Origin of the sequence: Leptospira andrefontaineae (assembly GCF_004770105.1) — a bacterium.
GTDB lineage: Bacteria > Spirochaetota > Leptospiria > Leptospirales > Leptospiraceae > Leptospira_B > Leptospira_B andrefontaineae.
Genome location: NZ_RQEY01000003.1, coordinates 1 through 16,093 on the forward strand (window position 1 = coordinate 1; position 16,093 = coordinate 16,093).

General features: G+C 38.6%; 16 protein-coding genes. 9 read left to right on the forward strand and 7 right to left on the reverse strand.

Translation table 11 applies throughout. From position 1 onward, the window contains the following. Positions 1-135 precede the first annotated feature (135 nt). Positions 136-930, reverse strand: coding sequence for a hypothetical protein (locus EHO65_RS01570; protein WP_135772480.1), 795 nt, complete (start codon positions 928-930; stop codon positions 136-138). After that, positions 927-1,520, reverse strand: coding sequence for an SGNH/GDSL hydrolase family protein (locus EHO65_RS01575; RefSeq protein WP_244243397.1), 594 nt, complete (start codon positions 1,518-1,520; stop codon positions 927-929). The genes EHO65_RS01570 and EHO65_RS01575 overlap by 4 nt, the downstream gene beginning before the upstream one ends. 385 nt (positions 1,521-1,905) lie before the next feature. On the opposite strand from EHO65_RS01575, the gene EHO65_RS01580 reads away from it, so the two are divergent. From EHO65_RS01580 to EHO65_RS01600, 5 genes are read left to right on the forward strand one after another with little or no spacing between them, the layout of a single operon-like run. Further along, positions 1,906-2,739: a lipoate--protein ligase family protein gene (locus EHO65_RS01580; protein ID WP_135772523.1), complete on the forward strand. Its 834-nt coding sequence runs from the start codon at positions 1,906-1,908 to the stop codon at positions 2,737-2,739. Between the two features lie 27 nt (positions 2,740-2,766). Further along, on the forward strand, positions 2,767-4,014 hold the full coding sequence (gene glyA, locus EHO65_RS01585; protein ID WP_135772482.1) for a serine hydroxymethyltransferase: 1,248 nt from the start codon (positions 2,767-2,769) through the stop codon (positions 4,012-4,014). Positions 4,015-4,044: 30 nt separating this feature from the next. Next, positions 4,045-5,244 carry an acyltransferase family protein gene (locus EHO65_RS01590; RefSeq protein WP_135772483.1) on the forward strand — a complete coding sequence of 400 codons (1,200 nt, stop codon included), beginning with the start codon at positions 4,045-4,047 and terminating at the stop codon, positions 5,242-5,244. A gap of 12 nt (positions 5,245-5,256) precedes the next feature. Continuing rightward, entirely contained in the window at positions 5,257-6,447 is a 1,191-nt protein-coding gene (locus EHO65_RS01595; protein ID WP_135772484.1) for an acyltransferase family protein, read from the forward strand. A gap of 39 nt (positions 6,448-6,486) precedes the next feature. After that, a complete protein-coding gene (locus EHO65_RS01600; protein ID WP_135772485.1) occupies positions 6,487-8,460 on the forward strand; it encodes a hypothetical protein in 1,974 nt (657 codons plus the stop codon). On the opposite strand, the gene EHO65_RS01605 is transcribed toward EHO65_RS01600, so the two are convergent. Beyond that, positions 8,461-8,982, reverse strand: a complete 522-nt coding sequence (locus tag EHO65_RS01605; protein ID WP_244243398.1) for a Pycsar system effector family protein — start codon at positions 8,980-8,982, stop codon at positions 8,461-8,463. A gap of 132 nt (positions 8,983-9,114) precedes the next feature. Between EHO65_RS01605 and EHO65_RS01610 the strand changes: the two genes are divergently transcribed. From EHO65_RS01610 to EHO65_RS01620, 3 genes are read left to right on the forward strand one after another with little or no spacing between them, the layout of a single operon-like run. After that, a complete protein-coding gene (locus EHO65_RS01610) occupies positions 9,115-9,762 on the forward strand; it encodes a hypothetical protein (protein ID WP_135772487.1) in 648 nt (215 codons plus the stop codon). Beyond that, the gene (locus EHO65_RS01615; protein WP_135772488.1) at positions 9,755-10,015 is read left to right on the forward strand and encodes a DUF8156 family protein; all 261 of its coding nucleotides are present in this window, start codon (positions 9,755-9,757) and stop codon (positions 10,013-10,015) included. The genes EHO65_RS01610 and EHO65_RS01615 overlap by 8 nt, the downstream gene beginning before the upstream one ends. Beyond that, positions 10,012-12,309, forward strand: a complete 2,298-nt coding sequence (locus EHO65_RS01620) for a DNA polymerase domain-containing protein (protein WP_135772489.1) — start codon at positions 10,012-10,014, stop codon at positions 12,307-12,309. Before EHO65_RS01615 ends, EHO65_RS01620 begins: the two co-directional genes overlap by 4 nt. A gap of 1 nt (position 12,310) precedes the next feature. Here EHO65_RS01620 and EHO65_RS01625 read toward each other — a convergent pair whose 3' ends face one another. Further along, entirely contained in the window at positions 12,311-13,456 is a 1,146-nt protein-coding gene (locus EHO65_RS01625; protein ID WP_135772490.1) for a DUF1577 domain-containing protein, read from the reverse strand. A 372-nt stretch (positions 13,457-13,828) separates the two neighbouring features. Here EHO65_RS01625 and EHO65_RS01630 point away from each other — a divergent pair, with 372 nt between their 5' ends. Further along, positions 13,829-14,128: a hypothetical protein gene (locus EHO65_RS01630; RefSeq protein ID WP_135772491.1), complete on the forward strand. Its 300-nt coding sequence runs from the start codon at positions 13,829-13,831 to the stop codon at positions 14,126-14,128. Between the two features lie 35 nt (positions 14,129-14,163). Here EHO65_RS01630 and EHO65_RS01635 read toward each other — a convergent pair whose 3' ends face one another. From EHO65_RS01635 to EHO65_RS01645, 3 genes are all read right to left on the reverse strand, one after another. Further along, positions 14,164-14,976 (reverse strand): Lp29 family lipoprotein, encoded by an 813-nt coding sequence (locus EHO65_RS01635; RefSeq protein WP_135772492.1) that lies wholly within the window; start codon positions 14,974-14,976, stop codon positions 14,164-14,166. Positions 14,977-15,044: 68 nt separating this feature from the next. Then, complete coding sequence (locus EHO65_RS01640; RefSeq protein WP_135772493.1) at positions 15,045-15,458, reverse strand: hypothetical protein; 414 nt, start codon at positions 15,456-15,458, stop codon at positions 15,045-15,047. Positions 15,459-15,560: 102 nt separating this feature from the next. Next, positions 15,561-16,085, reverse strand: coding sequence for an Lsa16 family lipoprotein adhesin (locus EHO65_RS01645; protein ID WP_135772494.1), 525 nt, complete (start codon positions 16,083-16,085; stop codon positions 15,561-15,563). Positions 16,086-16,093 lie beyond the last annotated feature (8 nt).

The following is a 16,093-nucleotide window of genomic DNA, read 5'->3' on the forward strand; positions in this document are numbered from 1 at the left end:
CGCGGGCCTAAGGGCTCATCCCTTGTGTGACAGAATCATAAGTAGGATGGAAATTTTAACGTTAGAAAGTATCGAAGAAGTTCAGAAGAGGCGTATAACGGGAATATTTATCTGAAATGGGATATTGCTCAAGGGTCATTCAAAAGAAAACATCTGCTGATAACCCATCTTAAAGCCTTGATCGTAAGTATTATCCTTTCTCATCCCATATAAACCGCTAAAGAAAACTCGTCCCCCATCTCCTATCTTATACTGAACTCCAGGATGAAGATTGAATGAATCAGAACGAGGAGCCGGTATCGTATCTTCCACTGCCATACGATAGGTAGTTTCTAAAAGAAGGATCCAATTCGAATTCGTTTCGTAAGAAAGAGTGGCCCCTGCTTCCATATAACGATAATATTTATCCTGGACCGGATCTCTAAACTTAGAATCGGTTTCTCTTTCGTATAAACCGAAAGCTTGGAACTTAGTTCTACCAAAATCCAATACAAAACCTAAATGAGGGCGAACCAAAAGAAGATCAGGATTTCTTTCTCCGATCCAAGGTTCGGATACAGAAGGTCCGTAAACGTTTACACCTCCTCCTATAGAAAATATCCCGAAGGTAAAAAATGTTTTTAGACCTGCCTTCCATCTATCCCAACCACTCCAAGGTGTAGCCTGAGTAGCATATTGATCCACATATCCGTACCCCGCAGAAACGGAAAAATGATCTCCTAATTTCAACTCTCCGTCCAAAGAAACATTACGATTGCGATCATAATTTTCAGAGTTTCTATATTCTTTAGCGCCCGCGCTAATTACAAATATATTATATACTCCGACTGACTGTCCCCAAGCAGGATAAGGGATTACGGTTTTGTCTGAGGCAAAAATTTCTGCGAACGGACTTAAGAATAATAGAAGGAGTAAGAATCTATACTTCATAATAGAAACTCCATCCAAAACTCAGGTAAAGTTGCTTTAAGATATTCTCTTACTCTTTGGGAAAGAATTCCATATCCCTCGTCCGTTAAGTGACCGCCGTCCAATAACATCTCGCTATGGATCAGATTTTCCGGATCTATCCTAGGTAAGAAGGTTACCTTCTCCTTCATTTCTAAATTGATCATAGACGCAGCTTTTGTCGGCCAAGGAAGTTGTACCGTCCATACGTTCAATACAATGATATAGTCACAATGGTTGTTTAATATCTCTAAGGTCTTAAGCTGACGTTGAACAGTAGCATCGACTTCCTCCCAAGTGGGTTCGAAATTATTGAGGAAATCGTTTACACCACCGTTCAACATACAGGACCGATATCTCATTGTTTCATTTTCAGCAGCCTCTTGGATCTCGTAGGTCCTTCTTCCAGGAAACGCTTTCTTATATGTCTCAAACTCAGGAAACTGTTGCTCCACAGGCCAAAAGGCAGAGATACTATCTCCGAAGAGTGCAAAGCTAGGTTTGTATAATTTGGATTCTTTAGATTGGATTCGATCCTGAACGCAGGCCCCTAACAGAAGTGCCAGCGCCAAAACAAAAACTGAAAACCGATTAAAAACTCCCCTGGTTTTCGAAAGGAAAGAAAGAAGCCTCAACTTCTTCTGGAAATAAATTATATTCATTTTTCATAATGCTCTATAAATTAGGACAAGGAAAGAAAGGAGAATGTTCCAATTTTCCTAAAAATAGAGTGACGGTGACCGGAGTTCAACAAAACTTAAAGTGCACTTTAATATTATATTTTAATAATACAATTGGAATGCGGTTCATTTTTATTAACACAATGTATTAAAAATTATTCCCTGAGTGAGAAGAAAAAATAAGGCTAGGACTGATGTTTAAATTAATCGATTAAGACCACAGCCCGTAGTAAAACCCATGGACGAAAACTATAGTCCGATAGACTCTGGTCTCGAAGTGCGGACTTTTATACTAGACCAAAAATCCATTCGGACTCCTTATTATAATCTAGCTTTAGAAGAAGCTCTTGCAGTCCAACTAGTATCCGGTGGATATTCCGGTGGAGTTCGGTTCTGGGAAGGACCTAGGTCCATTATAATGGGTCTCTCTGAAAAACCGGAGCTAAGCGCAGGGAAAGAAAATACGGAAAGTTTCCTCGCGATATTCCGGAAAAGGCAAGCTCCTAAAAAACCTTCTCCAACAGATCCGGTTTATATTGCCAGAAGAGCAAGCGGTGGAGGGACAGTTGTTCATGAGCCTGGATGGAATCTGAACTTCAGTCTTTTTGTTTCCCTAGAAGTGAAACCCGAACTGTATCCGGTCTCCAATTCTTATAATATATTCTTAGGCTTAATATCGTCCGCCTTGAATAAACAAGGACTAAAGACAAAATGTAAGGGTAAGTCTGATCTTGCCTTGGAGCTTTCTCCGGATGTATGGAAAAAAATTTCGGGTAATGCTCAATTCAGAAAGAAGAACTGCATCGTACAACATGGGACCTTGATCCTGGACTCAAGACTTATTCCCTTGGTGTCGGACCTCCTACCCCATCCTCCGGAAGAACCCGAATATAGAAAAGGCAGAAGTCACGATGAATTTGTGACCTCCTTACCAGCCTCTTTTTCGCCAGGAAAATTCAAACAAGACCTTTCCCTTTTATTTGCGGATTATCTGGGGGTTGAAATCCTAGGTACCGAAGCGGATCCTTCCTTCTTTCGAAACGTTCGCAAGATAGCAGATCGGCTGTTTCAGGAAAAATATTCAAATCTAGGATATATCCTGGGAGAATGATTCTCGCAGGACACGACAGAGGAAAAAATGAAATACCTTCCCCAACAAGACCCCGAAATTTTCAAAGCCTTACAAGCGGAAGACCAAAGACAGGAACAAAACCTGGAAATGATCGCTTCCGAAAACTTCGTGTCCAGAGCCGTTTTGGAAGCTTATACTTCCACGCTTACCAATAAATATGCGGAAGGATATCCTGGAAAAAGATATTATAACGGATGCGTAAACGCAGACGCTGTAGAGTCCCTGGCTATTGAAAGAGCAAAAAAGATCTTCAAAGCGGAATATGCAAACGTTCAGCCGCACTCCGGTGCGCAGGCAAATATGGCGGTCTTCTTGGCTACCATGGAACCGGGAGATTCTTTCTTAGGAATGAATCTGGCTCATGGAGGACATTTAACTCATGGTTCTCCGGTAAATATCAGCGGAAAATATTATAAACCGATCCCTTACGGTGTAGATCCTAAAACCGAAACCATAGATTATGATGCTCTTGCATCTCTTGCAAAAGAACATAAGCCTAAATTGATCGTAGCAGGTGCCTCTGCATATTCAAGAACGATCGATTTTGATAAATTCGCAGAGATCGCAAAGTCCGTAGGCGCAAAACTTATGGCAGATATCGCACATATCTCCGGATTAGTAGCAACTGGATATCACCCTTCTCCGATCGATAGTTTTGATTATGTTACTACTACAACCCACAAAACTCTCAGAGGACCGAGAGGTGGATTAATTCTTTCTAAATTAGAAAACGAGAAAGTATTAAACTCTAGAGTTTTCCCAGGCATCCAAGGTGGACCTTTAATGCATGTGATCGCGGCAAAAGCGGTGGCGTTCGGAGAAACTTTAACTCCTGATTATAAAAAGTACATCGAAACAGTACTCGCAAACGCTAAAACATTGGCAGAAGTTTTTGTAAAAAGAGGATTCAGAGTAGTTAGCGGCGGGACCGACAACCACCTGGTCCTACTCGATGTTTCCGTAAAAGGTTTAACCGGTGCCAAAGCAGCTGACGGACTGGACGAAGTGGGAGTTACCGTGAATAAGAACGCGATCCCATTCGACAAAAATCCTCCTGCAGTTGCTTCCGGAATTCGTTTAGGAACTCCTGCACTTACAACCAGAGGGCTCAAACCTGCTGATATTGAGAAAGTAGGAAATTTGATCTGCGATTTCTTGGACAATCCGGATGACGAAAAGACCAAAGAAAAAGTTAGACAAGGTGTAAAAGAGATCACCCAACAATTCCCAATGACCAATTTTAGATTGGATTAATTACTTTAAGTTAACGTATAAGAGAGCCTTATGAAATTTTTTTCGTATATTACAGAGAAGCGGGATGAGGAATACCCTGCCCTTAATGGAGTCAGAGCTATCTCCATTATGATGATCATAGGGCTCCATATATGGATTGGGGCAAATCATTTTATCCCTAATATCCCCAACTTATTGGATACCGCTCTTAAAAACCTTACTGCCGGGATCGACTTATTCTTTATACTAAGTGGGTTCCTAATTTATGGAAATCTACTAAAAGAGAAAATAAAGTATGGGAACATAAAGTTATCCCTTTTTTATATTAAAAGATCTCTTAGGATCTTCCCTGCTTACTATTTTCTACTCTTAGTCCAATATCTCAGCATGAGAGGAATGTTAAAATCCTTGAACGCTGCAGAAAATTTAGATGCTTCCAAAACCCTTTTAAAACAGAGTTTGACAGAAAGTATTTCCTACGCATGGGCGGATCTATTCTATATTTCCAATTATACGAAAGGAAGATTATTCGATTACGGATGGTCTTTATCGATTGAGGAGCAGTTCTATTTAATATTGCCTCCTTTATGTGCATTGCTCTTTTTCAAAATTTCAGATTCCACAAGAAGGATCCTACTTGTGGGCCTTTATTTTGTTCCGGTCATATTAAGAGCGGTTTATTCCCAATTCGATATTTTGCCTGTCAAAATCATATATACCCATAGCGAGACTAGATTCGATTCGCTTATTGCTGGAATGTTGTGTTCCGAATTTTTTCTTTCTTCTTATTATTCAAACTTTTCCCAGAAAAAACCGATCCGTTATGCCGTGCTTTCTGTTTCTATTATTCTCGCAGCAATAGGCTTTTTGACGGAGAAAACCGCAGTCACTCAAATTTATGCTTATAATTGTTTGAATCTTGGTTTTGCAGGAATTGTATTAGTTAGCCTTTCCGAAAATTCCTATATAGGCAAATTTTTAAGCTTTTCCGGATTTCGTCCTATCGCTCGGGTGAGTTACACAATGTATCTTTGGCATTTATACCCGACCTCCGCAGCAATCTCCATAGTTTGTGGAACAGTAATACAATCCTTAAGTTATTCCAGGACTTTCGCCACTTTTATAGTTGCGGTATTATTCACTTTCTTATTCTGTACCATTCTATTCTATTTGATCGAAAAACCATTCTTAAATCTTAAAGACAAATGGATTGCTAGACTAAAGGCAAGATCGACTTCAACACCTAACTAACTGGTAAAATACATGCTAAAATACTTATATGCTAAAAATGACGCCGAAATCCCCTCATTAAACGGCCTAAGAGCTCTCTCCATATTTATGGTGATTATTTTCCATCTTGGGACTGGAGCAGGGAAAGTTCTGGTCTCCGACGGGGAAATATTAACCACAATTATCGTAAACTTACAATCATCCGTTGATCTATTTTTCATGTTAAGCGGGTTCCTGATCTACGGTGGGTTATTAGATGAATACGGAAGAAGTTCCAAGATCGATCTAAAAAAATTCTACTTAAAACGTACATTTAGGATCATACCTGCATATTACATTTGTTTAATTGTTCATTTTATACAAACTAAAGCAGCCTACAAAATCGGCGAAAAAATGACCTCCCCTTCTCCGGAAATCCTGATCATAAAAGAAAAATTAGCGAACTCTCTCTCAAATTCCTGGACTGATTTTTTATATATTTCCAATTTTTTCCATGATAGATTATTTTCATTCGGCTGGAGTCTTTCCATCGAAGAACAATTTTATTTAGTCGTTCCTCCACTATGCTCCATCCTTCTTTTCAAACAAAAAGCGGAAATGCGAAGGATCATATTAGTCGTACTATATTTTATCCCTATGATTATCAGAGGTTTCTATTATCACTTCGGCTTTACGGCGGATTGGACCAGCTTTCATACAGAATCCCGTTTCGATGCGATCATTGTAGGAATGTTGCTTACTGAGCTTGTAAGATGGAAACCTGAATTCCTAAAAAACACGAGTCGGACAAAAAACTTAGGTTTTTCGATCGGAGCCGCGTTATCTCTCTGTATCGCACTTCTGATGAGTAGAACAAATATAAATTCGATATTCATTCATACATATTTCCAATTTAGTTTCGCTGTTTTATTTATTGCATGTTTACTCGAAGGGAATTTCTGGAATTTTATATTCAGATCACGCTTTTTCACTCCGATAGCTCGGACAAGCTATACAATGTATCTTTGGCACGGAATGTTTTTACTGGCCGCCCTTCGGTTTATATTCAAAAATAATCTTCCATCCGGATTAGAAGCGGGACCTTACTTACTTCTTGGAATTTATACGGTATTATTTGTTTTCGTTGTTTGCGTTCCGATTTTTTATATTACGGAAAGGCCGTTCTTAGCAATTCGAGATTATATACTAAAAAGAATGAAAAAGAAAGAGCTCCAAACCAAGTAAACATCTTGACTACTTTATAATTCTATTTAATATTTTTGCATGCTTATATTAGGTCAGGATCCCGGAAACCCTATCCTGATTTGGCCAGAGTTCTCTTGGACTCCTGTTATCAGCGGAGCGATCTTTTTAGTCCTTCTATTCACAGTAATTTATCTATTACAACGTTATCTACGCAGACAAAACCGCCTCGCTTTAGAATATAGAGCTAAGATCGTATCAAAACTACAACTTCATCATTTCAATTCCAAGGATACGAATCTGTTCCACACATTCTTGGATCATGTTGATAACTCGGATCTAAAACGACTGGCAGAAGATCCTTCTTGGTATCGAAAATATTTCCTTCCGGAGTTTTTACAATTCTTAGCCGAACAAAGTAATCTTCCCGCATGGAAAGATATATTGATCGTACATGCTTTGGATCATTTGATAGAAGATCATAAGGCGACTGCCAAAAACTTCATCACTGCGATTTTAGAAACTGACTCCGAAGAAAGATTTCCAGCCTTATTAGGAATACAAGAACTGGATGAAAATGCCCTAAATCGAGCAATACGAGCCAGGATTTATACCAAAAAAGTAGGAGCTACATTCTCTCTCACAAGATATGAAAGAATGCAGATCTTAGTTCCAGACGAGAGTAAACAATGGCTTAAATCCGAGGCGATCTTGCTCTCTCAAGAAGGAACAAATCTCACCCTTCAGATCAAAACAACTCCTGAACTGGACGATAAAAAAACGGAAGAATGGGCCGAAGCTCCTAAAACAAGTCCTGCAGGCCCCGCTCATTCCGGCACCATACCGGAAGAATATACGAACAGTCTTACCCAAATTTTAGAATATTCGGGACTGAACCCTGGTGTTTGTGAAGAAATTACCAGGCTTGTAACCGCATACAAAGAGCATCCAGGACTAATACGCAGAAGACATAGACAAGAAGATTATAAAATATTAATACGATTATACAAGGTTTGTTTTATAAAATTCCGCTCTCAGGCAGCGCATGTACCCAAGCCTGTTCTTCTATTTATACATTTTTTCTTCTTGGATGAAGGTTTAGTCTCTGCCAAAAGATTGCAGGATCTTGAACTTGCGATCACTACATTAAAATCCTCCGTCAACGATCGCCAATATCAGGAAGTAAAACTTTCTATTCACCTTCTTCCTGATTGGTTGAACTTAATACTCGCCGGCAAAAAGAATCCTTCTCAAAATCATTTCGGACAAACTTACGATCAGGTCCAAAAATCAAATCTACGCTGGAACCAAGAAGCTGAAGCGAAGAATATTATGAATAAAGAATATCTTTTGCATATTCTTGATTGGGAACTGGAAAATATACTTTATATGGGGCTTTTAGGAGTTTCCTTAAACCCAAATTTTGCTTATCCGATCCTCTCCGAAGATCAATTTTACGGAGCAACAGAATCCAATCTTACTTTCCCGGATAAGATCCTATCAAATGCAGAAAGAGTTTTAAAGATAGATAAAAGTATTTTCCATAGAGAAGTTAGTGTGATATCTCATACTGACCCAAGCAAGACGGATGAGTATAGAAAAGAATTTTTTGCCGATTGTATACTTCTACCTTATAGCGGAAATAGAGGAGTACTTTGGCAGGAAACAAGTGTAGGTAACCAAGATTACAGTAGGCTATTATTCCCAGTTGTTATGACTGAAAATGCCACGTTAGTAGTTACTAAAACCTTAGGAGAATTCCGTTGGGAAACGGAAAGAACCTTAAGAGGCAGAAAATGGAAGGATCCAATCCCTGCTTCTCTTACTTCAGAATATTATTCTTATTTGGAAAATTTCCAAAAGAACCCGCACCTTACAGTAGAAGCCAAAAAAAGAATAGAGCAACAATGGGTCAAAGTCGGGAAGAATATCAAGGACATGTTCAGTATTGACTATGCCTATTGGATCCTTCTGGAAGCCGAAGGAAAGCCCAGACTCAATCGGGCGGTTAGGGAAATCTTAAATCAATTTGTTCCTATTCAGATTAAGATGTAATTAAAGAATTCCTTTAATTTCCAGGAATATTAAGATCATAGAAGAAGTAACACCAACTAAAAGACAGCGATAACTCCATCTCAAATATCTATATTTTGTAAAGTAAAGGGATTTTCCTAACTGGTATAGATCCCTAGTTAACGCTTCATATAAAGAAGAATCTTCCGAAGCAATCTCTTCCATCTTATTCATAAATTCATTTTCACTCATAGGAGCAAAATGTCCGAAAAACAAGGGATTTGATTTTCCATTCTTCTTCTGTTTGAATGTAGGCATCACCGCAAGTATAGCCAAACTCGCTGCGATTACAATAAATACCATCAGAGTTAGTAAGCCTGTTCTATAGGTGGGTCTTTGTACATATCCCAAGGAAAGCGAAAGTATAACGAATGATGCAGCGATCAGAATATTCGCCTTTTGGTCCGCCATCTGACTGAGCTGAGAGTGATGTTGGTGAACGGTCCTAAAAAGATAATCTACAGCAGAACGAGCACGGACCGTTTTGAAATGATCTGATTCCATAGCTCCAAGGATTTTGGAAAATTTATTTCGACAAGACATAATTGCAGTAGGCCGTAGCCCAAAGTACCCTTTTTGGAATTCCTACATCTCAAATCACTTTACATTTTTTAACATATCATTTATATAGTATATATGTATTTAGGCCCTTTGGAAGGTTTCCAAGACCAGCTATTTCGCCCGGTCCTAGGCTGGAGCAGAGACAATGTTGGGCTTTTAACGGGAAGGCAAGGAATCTATAAATTGGCGCTTCGTTGGGAATACGCATTTGCGGTTTCTGGATTCCAGGTTTTTAATTTGGACTGCGCCATTCGTTTCGATGTATTCACGATTACAGAAGAGACCAGAAAAAGAAGGGTATCTCCCGAAGCTCTATTAGAAAAGATACTGGTACAAAGAGCATTCACTCCTTATCAGATCCTGGACTCTTTAAAGGAAATCTATACTTCCACAAAAGAGAATACTATCTATTTCATTTTAGCTCCATGCAAACAATTCTTCGATGGGGATGTCCAAGACGACGAGGGTCTTTTTCTTTTGGAAAAATTGGTATTATTATTGGAACGTATGCGTTCTAGACAAATCCCGATCGTTCTTGTAGAATCCACAAAATACACTCATCCCAACTTTCAAAAAATTTTCCCTAAGTTAGTCTCTCTTTCGGAAGATCTTTGGGAGTTGAATATGGTGGAAGGCCATTCTTATTTAAAGATCAGAAAAGCAAAATCTATGTATGAGATCGGAACAGATCCAAATTCTAAACAGGAGTTTATTTATGGGTAGGACGGTTATTCCATATTCCAGACAAATGCAATATATAGAGTCCAGCCTTGGGCAATACAGAAGAGGACTTCGTAAACCGGATCAGGAAATTTTTGACGAGTTGATCCGAACTGCAAAATTACAGGTACAAGCAGGTGTGATGGCTTCTTCTCCTTATCCAATCGATATCATGCTTCTTACGATGATGATAGATCTGAAAAAAGAGATACTTAGATTAAAAAAAGAAACGGAAACTCTTCGGAAATCGGAATGAACCTCCAAACCGCCAAGGGATATTTGTTCGACGTTTATCATGCGGAGGACATGGTATATCTTTGGTTAAAAAATGAAAAAGGTGAATCCCAACTCTTCTTGGACAAATTTAATCCGATCATATACGCAAGAGGAGAATCTGATCTACTTAAAAAATTAGTAAAACGTCTTTTCGAACTGGATGCTATCGTAGATATTCCCGTTCCTGAAAATAGAAAACTATTTTACGAAAACAAAACTGTCCCAGTCCTAAAAATTACGATCACCAAACCTTCTATACTACCTAAGATCAGCCGCAAATTATATGCTCTATATGGGAAATTCGAGATCTATCATTCGGATCTGGATCTTCCTACAAGTTATATGTTCCAGAAGGGCCTATTTCCTTTATGCAAAATGGAGATAGATTATACCGAAGATCCTGGAGCAAAAAGGATCGTAAATATAAGAACCGAAGATTCTCCTTCGGAAATGGATTATGAAGTTCCTAAATTCAAGATCATGTATCTAAATCTCCAAAAGAGCCATAGGATCAGTATAGAAAACAACCCATTAATAGTAAGAACAGACACAGATTATCATGAATTGTCCGGAAAAAATCCAAGAAGATTATTAGAAAAACTAGATATACTTCTAAGGGAAGAAGATCCGGACATTCTACTTACCAGATACGGAGACCAAGTCATTCTACCCTACTTGTTTTACCAATCCCAAAGGCAGGGATTTCTACCGGCACTGGACAGAGATAGAACCACTCCTATCCGAAGAAATATCAGCACCAAAGGAACCAGTTATTTTACGTATGGAAATATAGTATTTCGTGCACCTTCTTATCCTTTATTCGGAAGATGGCATATAGATTCTAAAAATAGTTTCGTGTATAAGGAAGCGGATCTAATGGGAGTCGTGGAACTAGCAAGGCTCTCCAGACTTCCTATGCAAAAAATGGCAAGAGCATCCACAGGGAAGGCACTCACTTATATTGAAACGGATGTAGCCTTAAGAAGAGGTTATTTAGTTCCTTGGCAAAAAAGTGCGGTAGAGGCCCCAAAAACCGCTCTCCAATTATTGGAAGCAGACAAAGGCGGTTTAGTTTTCCAACCGGATGTCAGTGAAGGAAAAACGGCGGAAAATGTTGCACAATTGGATTTTGCTCAGATGTATCCGAGCATCATGGCAATGCATAATATTTCTCCAGAATGTGTGAACTGCCTATGCTGCGTTGATGATGAAACAGTTCCCAAGGCACCGGATATAGGATATCGTATATGCGACAAACGTAAAGGAGTTGTTTCGGAAGCCTTGGAGCATGTGTTGGAAAGAAGGGCCTATTACAAAAAACAAGCCAAGGTCACTTCCGGAAAACAATTAGAGGACTACGAAGCAAAACAAGCCAGCTTAAAATGGATGCTAGTCACTTCTTTCGGATACTTAGGGTATAGAAATGCAAAATTCGGAAGATTAGAAAGTCACGAAAGTGTAAACGCATTCGGAAGAGAAAAACTTCTACTCGCAAAAGAAACTGCAGAAGAATTCGGCTATGAGTTCGTTCACGCAATCACGGACAGTTTATTCATTAAAAACTATAACTCTTCTCCATTAAGCGCATCCGAGCTAAACTCTTTGTGTTTAGAAATACAAAAAAGGACCGGGATCCGAATGGAAGTGGATGGGATATATACCTGGTTACTTTTTCCTCCGTCTAGTCAAGATTCCGAGATGCCCGTAGCGAACAGGTATATGGGAAGATTCCAATCCGGAAAATTGAAATGCAGAGGAATAGGGGCCAGAAGAAAGGATCTTCCCTACTTTATAACAAGTGCACAAAGTGAAATGTTGGAATGGATGAAAACTAAAATTACGATCCAAGATCTAAAAAAGTCCGAATCTGAAATTTTATCCATCTATCATAAATATGATTCTATGATCCGGCAGAATTGTATCCCTCCTGAAAATCTTCTACTTCTCAAATCCAGTTCCAGAGAATTGGAAGAATATGAAGTAATGGGAGCCACTGCACTTTCTATGATGAAACTAAAAGATTTTGGAATGCATGTACAGGCAGGAGAAAAGATAAAATACTTAGTATTGAACCAGAAATCGAAAACCAAGGATAGAAGATATATGCCGGAAGAAGAATTACAACTCCATCCGAACAGGATCAAAAGAACAGGTTTCGACAAAGAATATTATAGAAAAATGTTAGTTGGGGTCTTCCGGGAAGTTTGGGCGGAATTCGCATCTTTCAAGGATTTTGATTCTCTTATAGATCCACAAGGAAGATTCGAATTTTAGATCATAATGCGCCTTTCTGCATCAATTCTAAATTCTTAATATATCTATCCCTTTCTCCAGGATGGTCCGATTTACTCTTAAATTCAAGGCCTAAGGTCAAATTTCCATCTTCGTCCTTTCCCCACCAGCGAATCACGGCGGAAACTGTCAAAGGAGCCTGCATTTTGAATAGAACATCGAATATAAAACCCTCTTGTTTAGGTAAGGTATCAATCAGATTCGGATCGTGTATCTTTACCTTAAGTCCTTTAGGTGAAGCATCTAAAATTGTAAATTTTTCAGTGGTCTTGATCGTATTCGATTCTTTGATCCGGCCCACAACTTCGTCTGAAAGTCTTCCTAGTTCCGCCAAATAATCCGAACTGAGTTTTTTATCCTTACTTTGGATCCAGATATAACCTATCGGAACCGGTTGATCCGAATGGTTTTTGTAAATGATAGGACGAATGAGTTCAGAAACAATTTTTTGGTCCTTAAATTTACGAATGATAGTCCCAATATCATCGTCAATATCTTTGGAATAATCCAAACGATCCGGTCCTGACTCAGAATAAGAATTAGCGTTTTGTGTGTCTTCTAATAGCAAAGACTTTCGGGAACGTTTTACAATCTCGAACTTTCTGTCTAACCCAGGTTTAAATGTCTCGATCACTATATTATCCGTACTGTTCTTTTTCAGACGGTTCTTATAATCTTCTAAATTCACCTTTATCAAAGTCGGAATATTGAACATATTCGCTTCGATTACAGTTTTAGGCGTGATTAGATTCGTAACTACAGCTTTGCCGTTCGAGACTTGGACCCTGGCACTTTCCCGGTTCAATTTCGCAATCGCCAGTCTTTCCACTTTTAAAAGGTAAAGGTCCTTCTCCGCTTTTTGAAGGAACTGACAGTCAATTTCTATATATTTAGCGAGGATCTTGAATAAAGAGACCTTCTTCTCTCCGGTTTCTTCCCAATCCTCAGGCATACGGATCAGGATCTTCTCATCCTCTTCCAAATACTTTTTGATGACGGCCTTTTGCTCGAAAGGATAGATCTTAAGGGAAAGTTCCTGGTCTAGTAGATATTTCAGAATAACATGCTTTTTCTGATCTTTAGAAACTATATAATCTAAAGCTCTGGAATTCTTTTCAAAATATTGCATAATCCGACTATACTTCTTTTATTAAGCGAATTGATTCTTTTCGAATTAACCGACTCACAATTTATTCTTGGAATGTCTTTCGTTTTCGATTTTTTTGAGGTGAAATCGTCTTCTTTTGGAAAAAAATTTTTACCAAATTTTGTCCGTTAGGGAACACGGATCCAGACTAACGTATCACTCGATTTAGGGAGAGTCTGAAAAGGTGGGAAAAATCCTCGAAAAGTCGAGTTTTACCTAGGTTTTCATAAACTAATTTTTTTATTTGATATAGGACTAATCTAAATTTAAAGAAAACGTTTCTAAAAATTAATCGATTGACTATCGTTCAATTTGGAAATAAATTATTAATCAAATTTTGAGTTTGGGATATATATGAAAAAACTACTCATCGTCCAGCTTCTCATCTTGATTCTCTCTGCTCATTCTAAACTTGGCCTTAGCGCGGATGGATGTTATATCTGCGGTTCCGGCTCTAGCTCTAACTGTAGGGATTATTGTAGCTATTCGGGTTCTGATACTTCTGAAAGTCGTAAAAAATGTGAAAAATCAGGATGTAAGATCGGAGGAACAGCAAGTTGTCCATCTGCTGTTAATTATAAAGTTTGTTCTGCTTCTATTTTCGATTCTCCTATCGATAAGAAAAGTCTCCTCGCATCCCTTCTCGCTAAATAGCTTCTAGCCCGGGGGATGACCCCGGGTGTCTTTTCTTACTTTAAAGTATTTATATATTCACTTAAGTCAGAACTGATCTTTTGGGAACTTGCTTCAAATACCATAGGTGGATTCGTTCCCAACGTAGGGCTGAACATTCCAAGACAGCTCAAACTTCCGATTCCACATTCTTTAGGATTCGGGGAGATCCATAATGCTCTCCAAACAGAATAATTATTATCATATTCCAGTTCTTTGAGCAAATTTAGGTTTTTATCATATACTAAAACTTTTGTATTCGCTGCATACGCCTCGTAAGAAGGCAAGATCCCTAAGGTTGCCACACTGAATAAACTTGAAAAAATGGTGATAAAGTTCAGACCTACATTCCTTGTTTTTTCAAAAACAGGATAATGAAGACCTACAATATAGTAATCGTAAGGAAGATTTTTGAACGAGTATATATAATTATCCCCGGTTTTTGAGATCTCCAAAAACTTTTCTAATTCTTTGATGCCGGTAGGACCCGTTACCTCTAGGAAAGATTTTGCGAATTTTGAAACCTTCTCCGTAGCCAAATCCTTTCTAATTCCGTTCGGTTTATTTTCTCCAGGAATAGGAAAACTTCCTCCGACAGGTTCTTTGATCGTACGAGAATATGGATCTGAGAGAGCTTCAAAATCCACGGTTCCATCCGGATTTTTTAATTTTGTGGATTTGAATGTATTAAATCCTATATAAGCAATCCTGAATTTTTTAATAAGTGGTTTTGTAGGAGCTCCTACATCGCTGTTTTGGGTAAGAGAATATCTAGAAGCGCAGGCATTGGATAAAAATAAGAAGAAGATGGAAAGGACCAGTAAACGCATTTGGAAACCCTAAACGAATTTTCTATAAGATTCCAGTAAAAAATTTACTTCGGTTAGGGATTAAATTCTCAAACTTCTTCTTTGGAAGGGATCAAGACCAAAGCCAAACTGCATAGAGCGATCACTAAAGTGACTGGAGTGAACACAGTCGTTTCAGTAGAATTCAAAGAGAATATATTTCCCAGAGTATTCAAAGAAAAGATTACAACCATGATCCAGATTGTGATCCGAACAACCCGCCCGGAGATCGGAAGTTTAATAAATTTGGAATCGAGAGCGATCACCATTAGAAAGATTGCATTTAGAAGTATTGAGATCGATTCGAATACGATCATCTGTTCCGAGGTTTCTAGTCTTCCACCCCATACTATGGAAAAAGGGACAGCACCGGATATGATAATCGTATGAAATATGATGGAACAGGAAAAAAATAGAAGAAGCAAGCCTGCAGCGAACTTTCGGATCAGTATTTTTTTATTCATGGTGTTTTCTCTCCCTTCTCATATAGCAAAAAAAATCCCCCAACGAATCAAATTCGGAGGGGGTTTTGTGAATTTTGAAACGGATAAAAGAACGTTCTTCTTTTACTTTTTCAGCTCAGGTGCCAGATCTGCCAGAGGAACCTTATCTTTCGGAAGGTTTCTGTAGATATCATATTCGAACCCGTCCGCAGATCTTCCTTTTGAATCAGGTCCTGCGTTAGGATCGTTTTTATAATTATATCTGTCTCTGTCCTCTCTGTCTAAGAAAGGTTTATAATCGGAACGATATCCCCATTTGAAAACTGAATCATCAGGATTCTGCGCGACAACTAAACAAGATGGGTCTACCCAACCTTCGTTTTTCTCTGTCTTGATACGGACCAATTTTTTCGCGATATAGTAATGGTTTCTGTAATCATAAACCTTTACAACAGTTCCAACAGGAAGGAGTTCTATTTGCACGGAACCCGACTGGTCGTCGGAAAGAATTCCGACTTTAGGATCCAGTTTATCTTTTTCTAATGTAGGACAGTTAATATTCCCTACAATTTGAGCGGTGTTGGAGCAAGCTCCCAAAGCGAGAGCTGCAATTCCGAGGATCGTAATATTTAATGCTAATTTTCTCATGATCCTTT

Excerpts from the sequence above, each read along its gene's own strand:
- EHO65_RS01605 (WP_244243398.1), bottom strand. The coding sequence starts at position 8,982 with ATGGAATCAGATCATTTCAAAACGGTCCGTGCTCGTTCTGCTGTAGAT.
- EHO65_RS01625 (WP_135772490.1), bottom strand. The coding sequence starts at position 13,456 with ATGCAATATTTTGAAAAGAATTCCAGAGCTTTAGATTATATAGTTTCT.
- EHO65_RS01595 (WP_135772484.1), top strand. The coding sequence starts at position 5,257 with ATGCTAAAATACTTATATGCTAAAAATGACGCCGAAATCCCCTCATTA.
- glyA (WP_135772482.1), top strand. The coding sequence starts at position 2,767 with ATGAAATACCTTCCCCAACAAGACCCCGAAATTTTCAAAGCCTTACAA.
- EHO65_RS01620 (WP_135772489.1), top strand. The coding sequence starts at position 10,012 with ATGAACCTCCAAACCGCCAAGGGATATTTGTTCGACGTTTATCATGCG.
- EHO65_RS01635 (WP_135772492.1), bottom strand. The coding sequence starts at position 14,976 with ATGCGTTTACTGGTCCTTTCCATCTTCTTCTTATTTTTATCCAATGCC.
- EHO65_RS01615 (WP_135772488.1), top strand. The coding sequence starts at position 9,755 with ATGGGTAGGACGGTTATTCCATATTCCAGACAAATGCAATATATAGAG.
- EHO65_RS01640 (WP_135772493.1), bottom strand. The coding sequence starts at position 15,458 with ATGAATAAAAAAATACTGATCCGAAAGTTCGCTGCAGGCTTGCTTCTT.
- EHO65_RS01630 (WP_135772491.1), top strand. The coding sequence starts at position 13,829 with ATGAAAAAACTACTCATCGTCCAGCTTCTCATCTTGATTCTCTCTGCT.
- EHO65_RS01610 (WP_135772487.1), top strand. The coding sequence starts at position 9,115 with ATGTATTTAGGCCCTTTGGAAGGTTTCCAAGACCAGCTATTTCGCCCG.
- EHO65_RS01570 (WP_135772480.1), bottom strand. The coding sequence starts at position 930 with ATGAAGTATAGATTCTTACTCCTTCTATTATTCTTAAGTCCGTTCGCA.
- EHO65_RS01645 (WP_135772494.1), bottom strand. The coding sequence starts at position 16,085 with ATGAGAAAATTAGCATTAAATATTACGATCCTCGGAATTGCAGCTCTC.
- EHO65_RS01600 (WP_135772485.1), top strand. The coding sequence starts at position 6,487 with ATGCTTATATTAGGTCAGGATCCCGGAAACCCTATCCTGATTTGGCCA.
- EHO65_RS01590 (WP_135772483.1), top strand. The coding sequence starts at position 4,045 with ATGAAATTTTTTTCGTATATTACAGAGAAGCGGGATGAGGAATACCCT.